This window comes from Prosthecobacter sp. GW821-HT29F12, assembly GCF_058803405.1.
In genome coordinates this window covers 7,265,365-7,280,079 of record NZ_CM179517.1, presented here as the reverse complement: position 1 = coordinate 7,280,079, position 14,715 = coordinate 7,265,365, and the positions used below count along the sequence as shown (strand labels likewise).

Genomic DNA, 14,715 nt, shown 5'->3' with positions numbered 1-14,715 from the left:
CGACGCAGGAGAGCGAAGAAGGAAGCCCATGATCCTCGATCAAGAAACAGCCGCTAAATGGAAATGAGTTTTGTGAACCTCTACAACCAACCCTCACCTCTTCCTCAGCACCAGCAGCACATCCGCATAGCTGTCGTCAAACTTGCGGGGGTCGGTGAGGTCATACGTAAAATCGTAGCACTCCAGGTACTCCAGTTCGGGGACTTTGCGGAGGAGGGCCTTCAGTTGCGCGGCGCTGTAGGTACGGAACTGCCAGCGCGTCTCCTGCGTGTGGGTGCGGCCGGAGTCGGTGATCTTGAGGCGGGTGCGCAGGTTTTCCAGGCGCGTCTTGCGGTCGGCCTGCCAGGTGTGGGTGTTGCACACGACTTCGATGCTGCCGCGCCTGGCCACCCAGCGCTCGTGCTCGTCTTCCTCGCGGTCGTAATCCGTGAGGTGCAGGCCCAGGAAGAACACGCCCCCGGGGCGCAGGGCGGCGGCCACGCGGCGCAGGCACTCGGCGGCGTCCTTTTCCTTGAGCAGGTACTTGAAGGTGCTGACGAGGCAGTGCGCCATGTCAAAACCGCCCTTCACGCCCTTGGGCAGGGTGAAGCTCTGCATCCAGTCCTCCCACAGGCGCGCCTTCAGCCCCGCCTTTTCCAGCCGCTGCTGGGCAAAGGCGATCATGTGCGCGTTGCCATCGAATCCGCTGACCTCCCAGCCGCGCCGGGCCAGCTCCAGCGCCAGACGGCCGCTGCCGCAGGCGGGCTCCAGCAGGCGGTGGCGCGCCACCTTGGCGGGCGTGGCGTATTTGGCGTAGGCCTCTTCCAAAAAGTCCGCCTCCTTGAGGGTGCCATCGTCAAAGACGATGTCGTAGTAGAGGGGCGTGTCGTACCAGTCGCGCTGTTCAGTGGGCATGGGGGGAGGATGGCGAGTTTGGGAAAGTGCGCCAGATTGGAATGACGAATGCAAAATGCCGAATGGGCTTCGCAACGTCATTCGTCATTCGTCATTCCGCCCTGCTGCCGTTTAAGCCCTCCTTTTCACCGCAAGTAGCGCCCGCCTCCACGTCGCGCTTAAAAATCCCGCCCCTACTGGCACCCGAAATGCTGCTTGATTGTTGGTAACTGGTGGAGATTGATGCGCCCCCGTGCCCTGCTTCCTCTTCCGATATGATTGTGTGGGATAATTTCTTCTGGTTTACCAGCTACATCCTCGTTTTTACCGCCCTGTCCGCCTTTGGCGCGCACAGAATCAAGGTGTTATACCACTATTGGAAACACCGCATGGACGTGCCGGTGCCGCCTCATGAGTTCGCCGAGCTGCCCGTCATCACCGTGCAGCTCCCCATTTTCAACGAGCTCCACGTGGTGGAAAACCTCCTGCGCACCGTCAGCGCCCTGGACTACCCGCGCGACCGCCTGCAGATCCAGGTGCTGGACGATTCCACGGACGAAACCGCCCCGCATGCCGAGAAGCTTTCCGCCGATCTGAAGGCCAAGGGCTACGACATCGAGTACCGCCACCGCAGCAACCGCAACGGCTTCAAGGCCGGCGCTTTGGACGAAGGCATGGCCTCCGCCAAGGGCGAGTACATCTGCATTTTCGACGCCGACTTCCAGCCGGCACCGGACTACCTCAAGCAGGTGATCCACCACTTCACCGACGAAAAAGTCGGCATGGTGCAGGCGCGCTGGGGGCATCTGAACAAGAACTTCTCCCTGCTCACCAAGCTGCAGGCCCTCTTTCTGGACGGCCACCTCGTGCTGGAGCAGACGGCCCGCAGCCGCCACGGCGAATTCCTCAACTTCAACGGCACCGCCGGCATCTGGCGCAGAGCCGCCATCGAAACCGGCGGCGGCTGGCAGCACGACACCCTCACGGAAGACTTGGACCTCAGCTACCGCGCGCAGCTCAAAGGCTGGAAATTCATCTACCTCAAGGACGTCGTCGTCCCCGCCGAGCTCCCGCCGGACATGGATGGCTTCAAGAGCCAGCAGCACCGCTGGACCAAGGGCAGCATCCAGGTGTGCAAAAAGACCCTCGGCAACGTGTGGCGCAGCGACATCCCCCTGAGCCTGAAGATCGAGGCCACCTCCCACCTCACGTCAAACTTCGCCTACCTGCTCACGCTTTGCACCCTGGTGCTGATGTACCCCGCGAATTTCGTGATGGGCAGCAGCTGGCACAAGGCGGTGTTTGTGGACGTGCCCGTGTTCTTCTTCGCCTCCCTCAGCGTCATCATCTTTTACATGACTGCCCAGGGCGCCCAGGGCCGCTGGGGCTGGCTCAAAACCCTGCCGTATGTGCCCATGCTGCTCGCCCTCGGCATCGGCATGAGCATCAACAACGGCAAGGCCGTGCTGGAGGCGCTGCTCAATCAGTCGTCCGAATTCGTCCGCACGCCGAAATACGGCATGGAAAACAAAGCGCAGGCCAGCAAGCAGCGCTCCCGCTACAAGGCCGGCAAGTCCATCGCCCTGTGGATCGAAGTCCTGCTCACCGGCTACTTCGGCTGGATGATCGCCCTCGCCGCCCAGCGCGGCCAGTGGGGCAGCATCCCCTTCCTGCTGCTGTTCTTCTTCGGCTTCGGGTATGTCGCGGCAGGATCGCTGATGAAGCGGTTTTCGATGTCCGCGTTTCAAGCACCGCAGCCGGTGCCGGTGGAGGTGTGAGGAGGAGTGTTGACCAGTTGCGCTGCAACTGGACACCCGGCGGGTCCGCAACATGGAAAAACACCCGCCTCTCGCCAGCGGAGCGCAGCGTGATGTGCCACCGCTACGCGGTTCCACGAATTTGGAAACGATGTGCTGATCGCAAACCGTGGGTTGGCACCCACGGCTACCGTTATGCCAGCCCTACGGGCTTCCTGAGCAGAAGCGCCTAGCGTGAGCAATCAGCGTGGCGTCAACGTGGAAGGCGATTGGCCTCATGCTTTACCAAGCGATGCCACAAAAGCATCCATCTCTGCCTCGACTTCTTCGAAAGGAATCAGCTTCGCGTGACCTGCCTCAATCTCCTGAACGCGGGTTCTAATCACAGCATCCCATTCAGCTTCGGCCTTGTCAGGAGCAGATGTGGGGGACATGGCACCGTTTTACCTCCCGGCGTTTTGGTTGTCCAGATCCTCGATGGGTATTCCCCCATGCGATACGGCCAGCCCTGCGGCAATTGGCTCGAAAGCGCGTAGCGCTGGCACAACGGTAGCCGTGGGTGAAACCCACGGTCGGCCGACAACCCACCGTTGCCAGGACGGTGGAACCGCGTAGCGGTGACACAAAGCCCCGCCGCACCCATCGCCTCCGCCATGGCCAATACCTACACGCAGATCCTGTATCACATCGTGTTCTCCACCAAAGAGCGTGCCACGGTTCTGCGGGAAACCCGGCGGGAGGAATTCTTTCGCTACGTCTGGGGCGTCCATCAGGGCCTGAACTGCCACCTTCACCGCATCAACGCGATGGATGACCACGTGCACATCCTGACGACGTTGCATACCTCGCTGTCGCTGGCGGATTACATGCGCGAGCTGAAGGCGAACACCAGCCGCTGGATCAAACAGGAGAACCTCTTTCCCGGATTCGACGGCTGGCAGGACGGCTACGGTGCCTTCACGATTTCGGTCCGCGAAAAGGATGCCGTGATTCGTTACATCAAGGACCAGCAGGTGCATCATCAGCACACGGATTTTCTGGGGGAACTGCGGCGCATGCTGGATGAGGCCCGCATCAAATACGACAACCGATACATCGCGTGATCGTGGACTTGGGCTGATGCGGAGGTTTGTGTCACCGCTACGCGGTTCCTCGGGATTCGAACGGCATGGGCCACGCGGTTCCGTGGGTTGGCACCCACGGCTACCATTGTGCCAGCGCTACGCGCTTCCGGAGCTGAACTTATGAGCCGGCTTAGCGCCGAACGATCATGGCAGCGCCACGCCCTTTCATGGACTCGTCACTCTTCCATGCTCTCGCAGGCCGAGCTGAACCTGTACAGCTCGTCACGGATGCTTCGCAACAGATGTAGATCCCACCATTCGCCTGGGCCTTCGCTTTCCAGCAGCAGTCTGGGGATCTCTTTCATCTCCAGCACCTCACGGTCTAGAATGGAGCAGCGGGCATCGACCGACAGGCAAACGCCATATTTGACGCTGACCAGATCCACGAATCGAGCAAGGTGTTCCGGGGACATTGAATCGGCGATCATCATTGTTTGATGGCTGGGGCGAACTTATCCCGTTGCTGCGAATTCGGCAAGCAGTCCGGGGCGCGGAATTCAGTCCGCAGCAGGTCGCAAGCCCCCAGCGGGTGGGACTCCACACGGCATCGCACAAACCAGACCCATCCTCGGTGTGAACGGCCGGCACGTGAAACTCAGAGCGCCACCTGCTGCGGAGTGCTGCGGAATCAATTCCGCGCTCCATCCTTCCCGCATTCCCCCGCGTAACTTTCCCGCCCTCTCCGGGTTATCCCTCCCCGCATGAAATTGCTCTCCCGCGCCTTCGCTTCCGCCTCTGCCCTCACGCTCGCTCTTGCCACGCCGTCCCTGCTCACCGCCGCTGGCAATGACTGGCCGCGTTTCCTGGGTCCCACGGGCGCGGCCATGGTCACGGAATCCAAGGTGCCGCTGAAGTGGAGCGACACGGAAAACCTGCTGTGGAAAGCGGACATGCCAGGGCCCGGAGCCTCCAGCCCCATTGTGCTCGGCGACAAGGTCTTCATCACCTGCTGGACCGGCTACGGCGACAAACCGGGCGCGGACGACATGCGCCAGCTCGTGCGGCATCTGCTCTGCCTCAATCGCGCCGATGGCAAGGTGCTCTGGGATGCCAAGGTGCCCAGCGCCGCTGCGGAAGATCCGTTCACCGGATTCATCACCGAGCACGGCTACGCCACCCACACGCCGGTGACGGACGGCGAGCGCGTCTATGTGTTCTTCGGCAAGAGCGGCGCGCTGGCCTTTGACCTCCAGGGCAAGCAGCTCTGGCAGACCTCCTGCGGCACCAGCTCCGGCCAGCGGCGCTGGGGTTCCGCAGCTAGCCCCATCATTCATGGAAATCTGCTCATCGTGAACGCCAACGACGAGAGCCAGACGATCTTCGGCCTCGACAAAACCAACGGCAAAATCGTGTGGAAGGCCGAGGGCGATTTCGGCATGGCCTACGGCACGCCGAACATCCTCAAACGCGATGGCGTGGACGATCTCGTCATCGCCGTGCCGCAGGAATTGTGGGGCATGAATCCCGACACCGGCAAGCTGCGCTGGTATGCCACGCACGGCCTCACCGGCAACGTCTCCCCCTGCCTCGTCCCCGGTGGTGGCGACACCGTTTACGTCTTCGGCGGTTTCCCCGCCACGCGCAGCACCGCCATCAAGATCGGTGGCAAAGGGGATCTCGGCCCCAAGGCCATCCTGTGGGACAGCAGCTCCAGCTCCTACGTGCCCACTCCCATCCTCAAAGACGGCCACCTCTACGTCATCAATGATCAGGGCTTCGCGCTGTGCATCGACGCCAGGACCGGCAAGGATGTGTACCGCGAGCGCACCACCATGGGCTCGCGCGGCGGCGGCAAGCCCTTCTACGCCTCGCCCGTGCTCATCGGCGACAAGCTCATCTGCGTCTCCCGCCGCAACGGCGCCTTCATCCTCGCCGCCAAGCCCACCTACGAGCTCCTCGCCACCAATGAATTCGCCAGCGACACCACCCACTTCAACGGCACCCCCGCCGTGAGCGGCGACTTGCTGATTCTGCGCAGCAACAAGGCGGTGTATTGCGTGGGTGTGAAGTAGGAGGCTGAACGCCAGAATCAGTGGCCGCAAAGAGACGCAAAAAGGAGCAAAAAATGAGACCCTGAAGCGGCTTCTCCCGCAGAGTCGAGCCTCCAAATGAATGGGTCCGTTCAGAGCGAAAAGACAGATCTGTCCGCCCTCAACAACCACAACGACCTCTACTTTTGCGCTTTTTTGCGCTTCTTTGCGGCCAACCTCTGCGGTCCTCTCCTTTTCGCACCTGTTTCAGTCCTTTTGTGCTGCGCAGCGGCGGTTTTCCCTGCGCAGCCTGTTTTGCAGCCAAACCCCGCCGAAAGGCCGCACCACGCGCCGCGTAGTCTTCGGCCATGATTCGCACCCTGCTCTTTGTTGTTGGCGCTTCGGCGCTGCTTTCCCTCCATGCCAGCGGCCAGCACATCCGTGCCGGCATCATCGGCCTGGACACGTCCCACGTGCTGGCCTTCACCAAGACGCTGAATGCCACGCCGCAGAAGCCGGAAGTGATGGGGGTGCATCTCGTCGCCGCGTATGCGCAGGGCTCCAAGGACATCCCCTCCAGCACGGAGCGCGTGCCGGAGTACACGGAGAAGGTCAAGGCCATGGGGGTGGAGATCGTCCCGAGCATCCATGAACTGCTCGACAAGGTGGACGTCGTCTTCCTCGAATCCAATGACGGCCGCGTGCACCTGGAGCAGGTGCTGCCGTGCATCGAGGCGCACAAGCCGGTCTTCCTCGACAAACCCATCGCGGGCACATTGGTCGATGCGATCAAGATTTTCGACGCCTCCAAGAAGGCTGGCATTCCCGTCTTCTCCTCCTCCTCGCTGCGCTTTGGCAAAGGCACGCAGGCCGTGCGCGGCGGCAGCATCGGCAAGGTGAAGCAGGCCAGCACCTCCAGTCCCGCCAGTCTGGAACCCCACCACCCCGACCTCTTCTGGTATGGCATCCACGGCGTGGAGTCCCTCTTCACGGTCATGGGCACCGGCTGCCAGAGCGTGAAGCGCGGTAGCGTCATGGAGGAAGTCACCACCGTGGACAAGGTCACCAAGAAGGAGACCAAGCAGACCGTCGCCCGCATCACCGTGACCGGCACCTGGGAAGGCGGCCGCACCGGCACCTTCACCGAATCCAAAGGCTACGGCGGCAAGGCCATCGGTGAGAAGGGCGAGGCCGACATCGGCACCTACGACGGCTACGATCCCCTGCTCTACTCCGTCGTGCACTTCTTCCGCACCGGCGTCGCTCCCGTGAGCCCTGAAGAAACACTGGAAATCTACGCCTTCATGGAAGCCGCCGACGAGAGCAAACGCCGCGGCGGAGCCGAAGTCACCCTCAAGGAAGTGATGGACAAGGCCCTGGCGGAAGCGCGCAAGTAGTGCCGGCATTTCCCTACACGCACCGTCTGTCAGCGAACCGCGTGCCCGCAGTGCAGGGCGCGCGGCCAGGCGGTGATGGCTTCAGCCATGTCCGCTTCTTAAATTCACAGCGGCAGAGCCGGTGAATGAATTACCTTGCCCGTTTGTAGGCGTGACTGCTATAAGCGATTTGCATGACATTCACCGCGCGTTGTTTCTTATACTCGACCTGTATTTTCCTTGCCCTGTCAATGTCCGCCCGGGCGGCGGTGGTGAATGCTGTCTGGAACACCGCAGCAGATGTGCCGGTGACCTCCAGCATCTACCTTGCCACCTACTATGCCACCGGGAACACGGTCAATTTCACCCTGAATTTCGCCCCACCTACCGGCACGAATCTGACGGTGGTGAACAACACCGGGCTGCCCTTCATCAGCGGAGCTTTCAGCAATCTGACGCAGGGGCAGGTTGTGAACTTGAGCTACAATGGCCTGACCTACCCGTATGTGGCCAACTACTACGGCGGCACAGGCAATGACCTTGTGCTCGTGTGGAAAGGCAACCGACCTTTGTCATGGGGGGGGGATGCTTATGGGCAGTTGGGAAACAATGCGACAACCACCTCCCCGGCACCTGTGGCGCTGAACACCGCCGGCGTACTGGCAGGCAAGACGGTTACCGCCATTGCCAATGGTTCAAACACCAATTTGGCGCTTTGCTCAGATGGCACCCTGGCCGCGTGGGGTTACAATGGCTATGGCCAGCTGGGAAACAACAGCACGGCGACAAGCAATCTGCCTGTGGCGGTCATCACCGCAGGTACGGCACTGGATGGCAAGACCGTCACCGCAATCGCCGCCGGAGATACTCACTGCCTGGCGTTGTGTTCAGACGGCACACTTGCCGCGTGGGGCGGCAATTTCAGCGGCCAGCTGGGCAACAACAGCACGACACAAAGCAACGTGCCCGTGGCTGTCGTCACGGCAGGCACGCCGCTGGCCGGCAAGACCGTCATCGCAATTTCAGCCGGTAATTCCCACTGTCTGGCACTTTGTTCAGACGGCACGGTGGCCGTGTGGGGTTACAATAACTACGGACAATTGGGCAACAACAGCACGACGACAAGCACCGTGCCCGTGGCAGTCACCACCAGCGGAGCCTTGTCTGGCAAGACTGTCATCGCAGTTTCAGCCAGTTATTCCCACAGCCTGGCGCTGTGTTCAGACGGCACGGTGGCCGCGTGGGGTTACAATGGCTATGGCCAGCTGGGAAACAACAGCACGGTGCAAAGCAACGTGCCCGTGGCGGTCACCACCAGTGGAGTCTTGTCTGGCAAGTCCGTAACCGCAATTTCTACTGATTACTACCACTGTCTTGCGCTCTGCTCAGACGGTACGGTGGTCGCCTGGGGTAACAATAGCTACGGCCAGCTGGGCAATAACAGCACGACACTAAGCACCGTGCCAGTGGCGGTCACCAGCAGCGGAGTCTTGTCTGGCAAGACCGTTGTTGCAGTTTCAGCTGGTTATTACCACAGTCTGGCGCTGTGTTCAGACGGCATGGTGGCTGCGTGGGGTGGCAATTCCTCTTACCAGTTGGGCAGCAGCACCATGAACCAAAGCAACGTGCCGGTGGCGGTAAGTGCCAGCAGCAATGCCTTGACGGGCAAAACAGTGTCTGCGGTCATTTCCGGGCAAGACCACAGCGGCGCCCTGTGTTCCGACGGCACCGTGGCGATGTGGGGCAGCAATTCCTATGGACAGCTGGGCACTGGCGCCGCCTATGTTTTCCCAGTTCCGGCGCCGGTTACCACCACCGGGACACCCTTGAGCGGCAAAACCCTCATCGCCCATACCGTTGGGGGCGGCCATTCCCTGGGCCTCTGCTCCGATGGAACGCTCGCTGCCTGGGGCTCCAACTTCAACGGCCAGTTGGGCAACAACACGACAGCCAGCAGCAGTGTGCCGGTGGCGGTGACCACCGGCGGCGTTCTCGCCGGCAAGACGGTCATCGCGGTTGCGGCGGGCAATTCCCACAGTCTTGCGCTGTGTTCAGACGGCACGGTGGCCGCCTGGGGGCTGAACAGCAACGGCCAGCTGGGCAACAGCAGCACAACGCAAAGCACCGTGCCCGTGGCGGTGACCACCAGCGGAGTCTTGTCTGGCAAGACGGTCATCGCAGTCGCAACTGGCACCTCTCACAGTCTGGCATTGTGTTCAGACGGTACAGTGGCCGCGTGGGGTGCCAATTACTTCGGACAATTGGGCAACAACAGCACGACGCAAAGCACCGTGCCTGTGGCCGTCGTCACCAGCGGAGTCTTGTCTGGCAAGACGGTCATCGCAGTCGCAGCTGGCACTTCCCACAGTCTGGCACTGTGTTCAGACGGCACAGCGATCGCGTGGGGCTACAATTCCAACGGCCAGCTGGGCAACAACAGCACGACGAACAGCCTCGTGCCGGTGGCAGTCGTTGCAGCAGGAACGCCGCTGGCTGGGAAAACCGTCATCGCAGTATCAGGTGGTTATTACCACAGTCTGGCGCTGTGTTCAGACGGCACGGTGGCCGCGTGGGGTCAAGCTATCTTCGGACAATTGGGCAACAACAGCATAACGCAACGCACCGTTCCTGTGGCAGTCACCACCAGCGGAGCCTTGCTCGGCAGAACCGTCACCTCAATCTCAGCCGGTTATTACTACAGTCTGGCGCTCTGTGCAGACGGCACTCTCGTTTCCTGGGGGTATGGCTCGAATGGTGAACTGGGCACCGCTACCTCGTCAAGCACCGTGCCGGTGGCGGTCAATACATCCGCGCTCATGCCCAACGAGAAGTTTGTTCAGGCCAGCAGCGGGTCGGCAGCCTATCACAACCTTGCCATCGTCGCGACACCACCTCCACTGCCCTCGATTTATGTTCAGGCGAGCGCAGGCACCAATCTGCTCAGCGGCAATACCGTGGACTGCGGTAACAGCGCTGTAGCAGTGGGGATCACAAAAACGTTCACCTTGGGGAATTCCGGCACGGCAGCTCTCTCCATTTCAGGTGTGACGATTGACGGCGTGAATGCGGCAGATTTCACCATCACGACTGCACCTGCCAGCACCGTGGCTGCAGGCGGCACCACCACGCTGGTGGTGACATTTACGCCCGGCGCTGCGTTTGGCCGTAATGCTGCGCTGCATGTGACCAGCAATGATCTTTACGGCAGCCCGTTCGACCTCAGCCTTACGGGTGCTGGTATTACCAATGTAACAGCCAGCTACAATTCGGCCACAGACGTGCCTGCCACCTCCAGCTCGTTCAACGCCAGCGGCAGCACGGTGAACTTCACGCTCAACTATGCACCCGTGCCGGGCACCACTCTGACGGTGATGAACAACACAGGGCTGGGCCTCGTCAGCGGAGCGTTCAGCAATCTGGCGCAAGGCCAGCTCGTGAACCTGAGCTATCATGGAGTGACCTACCCCTTCGTAGCCAGCTACTATGGCGGTACGGGCAATGATCTGGTGCTCGTCTGGGCAGGTTCACGCCTCGTCTCCTGGGGCTACAACAACAGTGGTCAGCTCGGCAATAATACCACCACCGACAGCTATGATCCCATGACCGTGACGACGTCGAGCACTCCACTGGCCAGCCGCACGCTGCTGGCGCTCTCAGCAGGGAATGCTCACTCCCTTGCGCTATGCGCGGATGGCACCCTGGCTGCCTGGGGTCTCAATGTTGAGGGTGAGCTGGGCAACGGCAGCACTACCAACAGCAGCATCCCGGTGGGCGTGACGGCGGCAGGAACGCCGCTTGCCGGAAAAATGGTCGCAGCGCTTTCTGCGGGTTATAAGCATAACCTCGTTTTATGCGCGGACGGCACCTTGGTGTCCTGGGGCTATAACACTTTCGGTCAGTTGGGCAACAACTCGACCAGCAACAGCAGCACTCCCGTGGCTGTGACGACTGCAGGCACACCGCTCGCAGGCAAATCCGTGGTCGCTGTCAGCTCGGGCTCTTATCACAATCTGACGCTCTGCGCGGATGGCACTCTCGCCACGTGGGGCTACAACGCTTCCGGTCAGCTGGGCAACGGCTCGACCACCAGAAGCCTTGTGCCAGTAGCGGTGGCGACCGCTGGCACACCGCTCGCTGGCAAATCCGTGGTTTCTTTTGCAGCCGGGGGAACTCACAACATCGCACTCTGCACTGATGGCACGCTTGTGACCTGGGGATCGAATACGAATGGCCAGCTCGGCAACAACAGCACCACGCAAAGCACGGTGCCCGTGGCGGTGACCACTGCGGGCACGGTACTAGCTGGCAAAACCGTCATCGGAGTGGCCGCTGGAAATAACCATTCTCTCGCGCTATGTTCTGATGGCACGGTGGCCACGTGGGGTGCTAATAACTACGGCCAGCTGGGCAACAACAGCACCACCGACAGCAGCCTTCCCGTGGGCGTGAGCACCAGCGGCATGCTGGCGGAGAAAACGGTGGTCCGATTGATGGCGGGATCTGCTCACAGCATGGTTTTGTGTTCGGACGGCACGATGGCAGCCTGGGGAAACAACGTCCGTGGACAATTAGGCAACAACCCGACCAGCAACATCACCAGCAGTATCCCCTTGGCGGTGAGCATCAGCACACTTGGCGTGGGTGAGCGTTTCGTTCTTCCGGCCAGCGGCCAGACTGCTTTGCACAATTTGAGCCTGGTGGCCTCGCCCGTTCCTGCCTCGGCCACCACCCTCCCGGCATCTTCTGCCACCGCCACCACCGTGGTGCTGAATGGCACGGTGAACGCCAACGGCGCTGCCGCCACCGTGTCATTCGACTACGGTTTGGACAACACCTACGGCACGAATGTGGCTGGCGCGCCTGCTTTGATCACCGGGGCCGACGACACAGCCGTCAGCACCACACTGACCGGTCTCGCCCCGAACACGACCTACCATTTCCGCGTCAATGGCAACAATGGCTCCGGCTCCGCGAACGGTGCCGATCTGACCTTCACCACTCCATCCCTGAGCCCGCTGCAAAACTGGCGGCAGACGAACTTCGGTACCCCGGCCAACAGTGGCAGCACGGCGGATGCCGCAGACTACGATGGGGACGGCATTTCCAACCTGATCGAGTACGCGCTGAACCTCAGCCCCACGGTGACCAGCAAGCTGCCCCTGGCCACAGTCCTCAGCGGCGCAAATTTTGAGTACACCTATTCCCGCAGCACGGCTGCCGTGAATGCCGGCACCACCTTTGCGGTGGAATGGAGCGGCACGCTGACAGATACGTGGAGCCGCAGCGGGGTGACTCAAACGGTGCTGAGCGACGATGGCACCACGCAGCAGGTCAAAGCTGTGATTCCTGTGAATGCAGCGACCACGATGTTTATGCGCCTGTCGGTGACTGCGCCACCGTGAGAGGGGGGGCAGGGGCAGGCTGGGAGATTACCGCAGCTTTTTAGCTCGAATCCGTGAAAGACCCGCCCAAAAACCTGCTGGGACCGTTCTCTGTAGGTGGGGTTGCAGAGGATGAAAGAGTCCCTTTCTTTCGTGCAAATATGTTCAACATTCCCTGCGTCACTACGTCTGAGAATCATGCGCTCCTCAAAGAACCGCTGAAATATCCCACCCCCAAAACCACTCCATGAAGACCCAACCTCGTCTCTGCATTGCGTTCACCTGCGCCGGCATGCTGGCGTCAGGACTGCCCGGCGTCCACGCCCAGCAGCCCGGAGCACTGCCGCCGGGCGCATTGCCGCCTCCCGCATCGACAAAGCCTGTGGCACCGCCAACGCTGATGCCTCCGGCGGATTCGAAGGAGCCTCTGACGGCGGATTTTTCCGCGAAGATCCTGCGTGATCCCAGCGTGCTGCCGAACAACGGCCAGTTGCAGATGAGCTACGCCACGGTGGTGGAAAAGATCCTGCCCAGCGTCGTCACCATCCACTCCTCCACCCCCATCAAGGCCCCGGAAGTGGACCAGATCCCGCCGCAGCTCCGCCCCTTCTTCTACCGCTTCTTCGGCGCCCCCGGCGGCGGCCAGGATCCCTTTGGCGGCGGCATGAATGAGGACGACGAGCCCGCACCGGCACCGCGCCGCCGAGGCCAGCCGCAGCAGCCCCAGCGCCCGCAGCAGCCAGCCCCGGATGATGACGCCCATCAGTCCCAGGGCGTCGGCTCCGGCATGATCATCACGACCGACGGCTACATCATCACCAACAACCACGTCGTGGCAGATGCCAAAAAGATCGACGTGGATGTGGACGTCAATGGTTCCACCAAAACCTACCGCGCCACCGTCATCGGCACAGACCCGCTCACGGACGTCGCCCTCATCAAGATCGACGCCACCGGCCTCATCCCCGCCACGCTGGGAGACAGCTCCAAGCTCCGTGTGGGCGACATCGTCCTCGCCGCAGGTGCGCCCATGGAGCTCAGCCGCTCCGTCACGCAGGGCATCGTCAGCGCCCTGGGCCGCAGCAATGAAGGCATCGTGGGCAAGGGCAACGGCCGCGGCGGCCGCGTCCAGGGCTACGAAGACTTCATCCAGACCGATGCCTCCATCAATCCCGGCAACTCAGGCGGCCCGCTGGTGGATGCCATGGGCCGCGTCGTCGGCATCAGCACCGCCATCCTCTCCCGCACCGGTATGAACGCCGGCATCGGCTTTGCCATCCCCATCAACATGGCCCTCCACATCGTTGAAGACCTGCTGGACGACGGCGCCGTGCAACGCGGCTTCCTCGGCGTGCAGATCACCGATCTCGACGGCGCTCTCGCAGAACGCCTCGGCTTTAAGGAGCAGGGCGGCGCAGTCGTCATGATGGTCGGCGCAGGCTCACCCGCAGAAAAGGCCGGCATCCAGCTGGAGGACATCATCGTCGCCATCAACAATCAGCGTGTGGACAGCAGCAGCCGTCTGCGCCTCATCGTCAGCGGCACCAAGCCCGGCAGCCAGATCCCCATCGACGTCATGCGCGGCGGCAAACGCCTCACCCTGAACGCCACGCTGGAAGCCCTGCCCGAGGAGGCCCTCTCAGAGCTCAGCAGCGGACAGCGCGGCATCCCGCTCCCCGGTGCCCCCGGCGGCCAGGCCAAGGACAACATCAGCGAACTCGTCTCCGGCGTGACCGTCCAGACCCTCACCCCGGCCCTGCGTGAGCGCCACGACATCCCTGACAACGTGACCGGCGTCATCGTCACCAAGGTGGACGCCGACAGCCGCGCCGCCGCCATGGGCGTGGAGGAAAGCGACGTCATCTCCCACGTGAACCGCAAGCCCGTGACCAACGCCGCCGAAGCCCGCACCCTGGCCAAAGGCAGCGACAAAACCGTCCTCCTCCGCGTCTGGCGCAAAGGCGACACCATGCTGCTCATGATCGGTAACAATTAAGCCGCGAATGATTCAACGGCCCGCGTGTGCTATGAAGCATGCGCGGGCTTTTTTGTGCTCAGAAAGTCCGCCATGTGCAGCCAGTCAGGAGACGTTCGTCTTGCCGCAGAGAGGCAAAGGAGCAGAGGTGGCAGAGTTTGAAATTCATTCTCTGCTCCCTCTGCCTCTTTGCCCCTCTGCGGCAGATTCGAACGTGCCACAGACTTTCAAACAGCAGGGCTTGGGACGTGGAGTGGAA

9 protein-coding genes are annotated in these 14,715 nt (G+C 61.7%); 6 read left to right on the top strand and 3 right to left on the bottom strand.

The features are described from left to right. Positions 1-93: 93 nt before the first annotated feature. Positions 94-894, bottom strand: a complete 801-nt coding sequence (locus AC3RLQ_RS30055) for a class I SAM-dependent methyltransferase (RefSeq protein ID WP_493032585.1) — start codon at positions 892-894, stop codon at positions 94-96. Between the two features lie 254 nt (positions 895-1,148). On the opposite strand from AC3RLQ_RS30055, the gene AC3RLQ_RS30050 reads away from it, so the two are divergent. Then, the gene (locus AC3RLQ_RS30050; protein ID WP_493032584.1) at positions 1,149-2,651 is read left to right on the top strand and encodes a cellulose synthase family protein; all 1,503 of its coding nucleotides are present in this window, start codon (positions 1,149-1,151) and stop codon (positions 2,649-2,651) included. Positions 2,652-2,905: 254 nt separating this feature from the next. Here the strand turns inward: AC3RLQ_RS30050 and AC3RLQ_RS30045 are convergent, their stop codons facing one another. Next, positions 2,906-3,064, bottom strand: coding sequence for an addiction module protein (locus AC3RLQ_RS30045; RefSeq protein WP_493032561.1), 159 nt, complete (start codon positions 3,062-3,064; stop codon positions 2,906-2,908). 183 nt (positions 3,065-3,247) lie between these two features. Here AC3RLQ_RS30045 and tnpA point away from each other — a divergent pair, with 183 nt between their 5' ends. Continuing rightward, the gene (gene tnpA, locus AC3RLQ_RS30040) at positions 3,248-3,733 is read left to right on the top strand and encodes an IS200/IS605 family transposase (protein ID WP_493032557.1); all 486 of its coding nucleotides are present in this window, start codon (positions 3,248-3,250) and stop codon (positions 3,731-3,733) included. Positions 3,734-3,930: 197 nt separating this feature from the next. Here tnpA and AC3RLQ_RS30035 read toward each other — a convergent pair whose 3' ends face one another. After that, the gene (locus AC3RLQ_RS30035; RefSeq protein WP_493032555.1) at positions 3,931-4,185 is read right to left on the bottom strand and encodes a hypothetical protein; all 255 of its coding nucleotides are present in this window, start codon (positions 4,183-4,185) and stop codon (positions 3,931-3,933) included. A gap of 270 nt (positions 4,186-4,455) precedes the next feature. Between AC3RLQ_RS30035 and AC3RLQ_RS30030 the strand changes: the two genes are divergently transcribed. The 4 genes from AC3RLQ_RS30030 (at position 4,456) to AC3RLQ_RS30015 (ending at position 14,477) form a co-directional block, all read left to right on the top strand. Continuing rightward, positions 4,456-5,766: an outer membrane protein assembly factor BamB family protein gene (locus AC3RLQ_RS30030; protein WP_493032553.1), complete on the top strand. Its 1,311-nt coding sequence runs from the start codon at positions 4,456-4,458 to the stop codon at positions 5,764-5,766. Between the two features lie 326 nt (positions 5,767-6,092). Beyond that, positions 6,093-7,121 (top strand): Gfo/Idh/MocA family protein, encoded by a 1,029-nt coding sequence (locus AC3RLQ_RS30025; protein ID WP_493032551.1) that lies wholly within the window; start codon positions 6,093-6,095, stop codon positions 7,119-7,121. Between the two features lie 230 nt (positions 7,122-7,351). Next, a complete protein-coding gene (locus AC3RLQ_RS30020; RefSeq protein ID WP_493032549.1) occupies positions 7,352-12,502 on the top strand; it encodes an RCC1 domain-containing protein in 5,151 nt (1,716 codons plus the stop codon). Between the two features lie 226 nt (positions 12,503-12,728). After that, positions 12,729-14,477 carry a Do family serine endopeptidase gene (locus AC3RLQ_RS30015; protein ID WP_493032547.1) on the top strand — a complete coding sequence of 583 codons (1,749 nt, stop codon included), beginning with the start codon at positions 12,729-12,731 and terminating at the stop codon, positions 14,475-14,477. Positions 14,478-14,715 lie beyond the last annotated feature (238 nt).

Coding starts and splice junctions, on each gene's coding strand:
- AC3RLQ_RS30055 (WP_493032585.1), bottom strand. CDS start 894: ATGCCCACTGAACAGCGCGACTGGTACGACACGCCCCTCTACTACGAC.
- AC3RLQ_RS30050 (WP_493032584.1), top strand. CDS start 1,149: ATGATTGTGTGGGATAATTTCTTCTGGTTTACCAGCTACATCCTCGTT.
- AC3RLQ_RS30045 (WP_493032561.1), bottom strand. CDS start 3,064: ATGTCCCCCACATCTGCTCCTGACAAGGCCGAAGCTGAATGGGATGCT.
- AC3RLQ_RS30035 (WP_493032555.1), bottom strand. CDS start 4,185: ATGATGATCGCCGATTCAATGTCCCCGGAACACCTTGCTCGATTCGTG.
- AC3RLQ_RS30030 (WP_493032553.1), top strand. CDS start 4,456: ATGAAATTGCTCTCCCGCGCCTTCGCTTCCGCCTCTGCCCTCACGCTC.
- AC3RLQ_RS30025 (WP_493032551.1), top strand. CDS start 6,093: ATGATTCGCACCCTGCTCTTTGTTGTTGGCGCTTCGGCGCTGCTTTCC.
- AC3RLQ_RS30020 (WP_493032549.1), top strand. CDS start 7,352: ATGTCCGCCCGGGCGGCGGTGGTGAATGCTGTCTGGAACACCGCAGCA.
- AC3RLQ_RS30015 (WP_493032547.1), top strand. CDS start 12,729: ATGAAGACCCAACCTCGTCTCTGCATTGCGTTCACCTGCGCCGGCATG.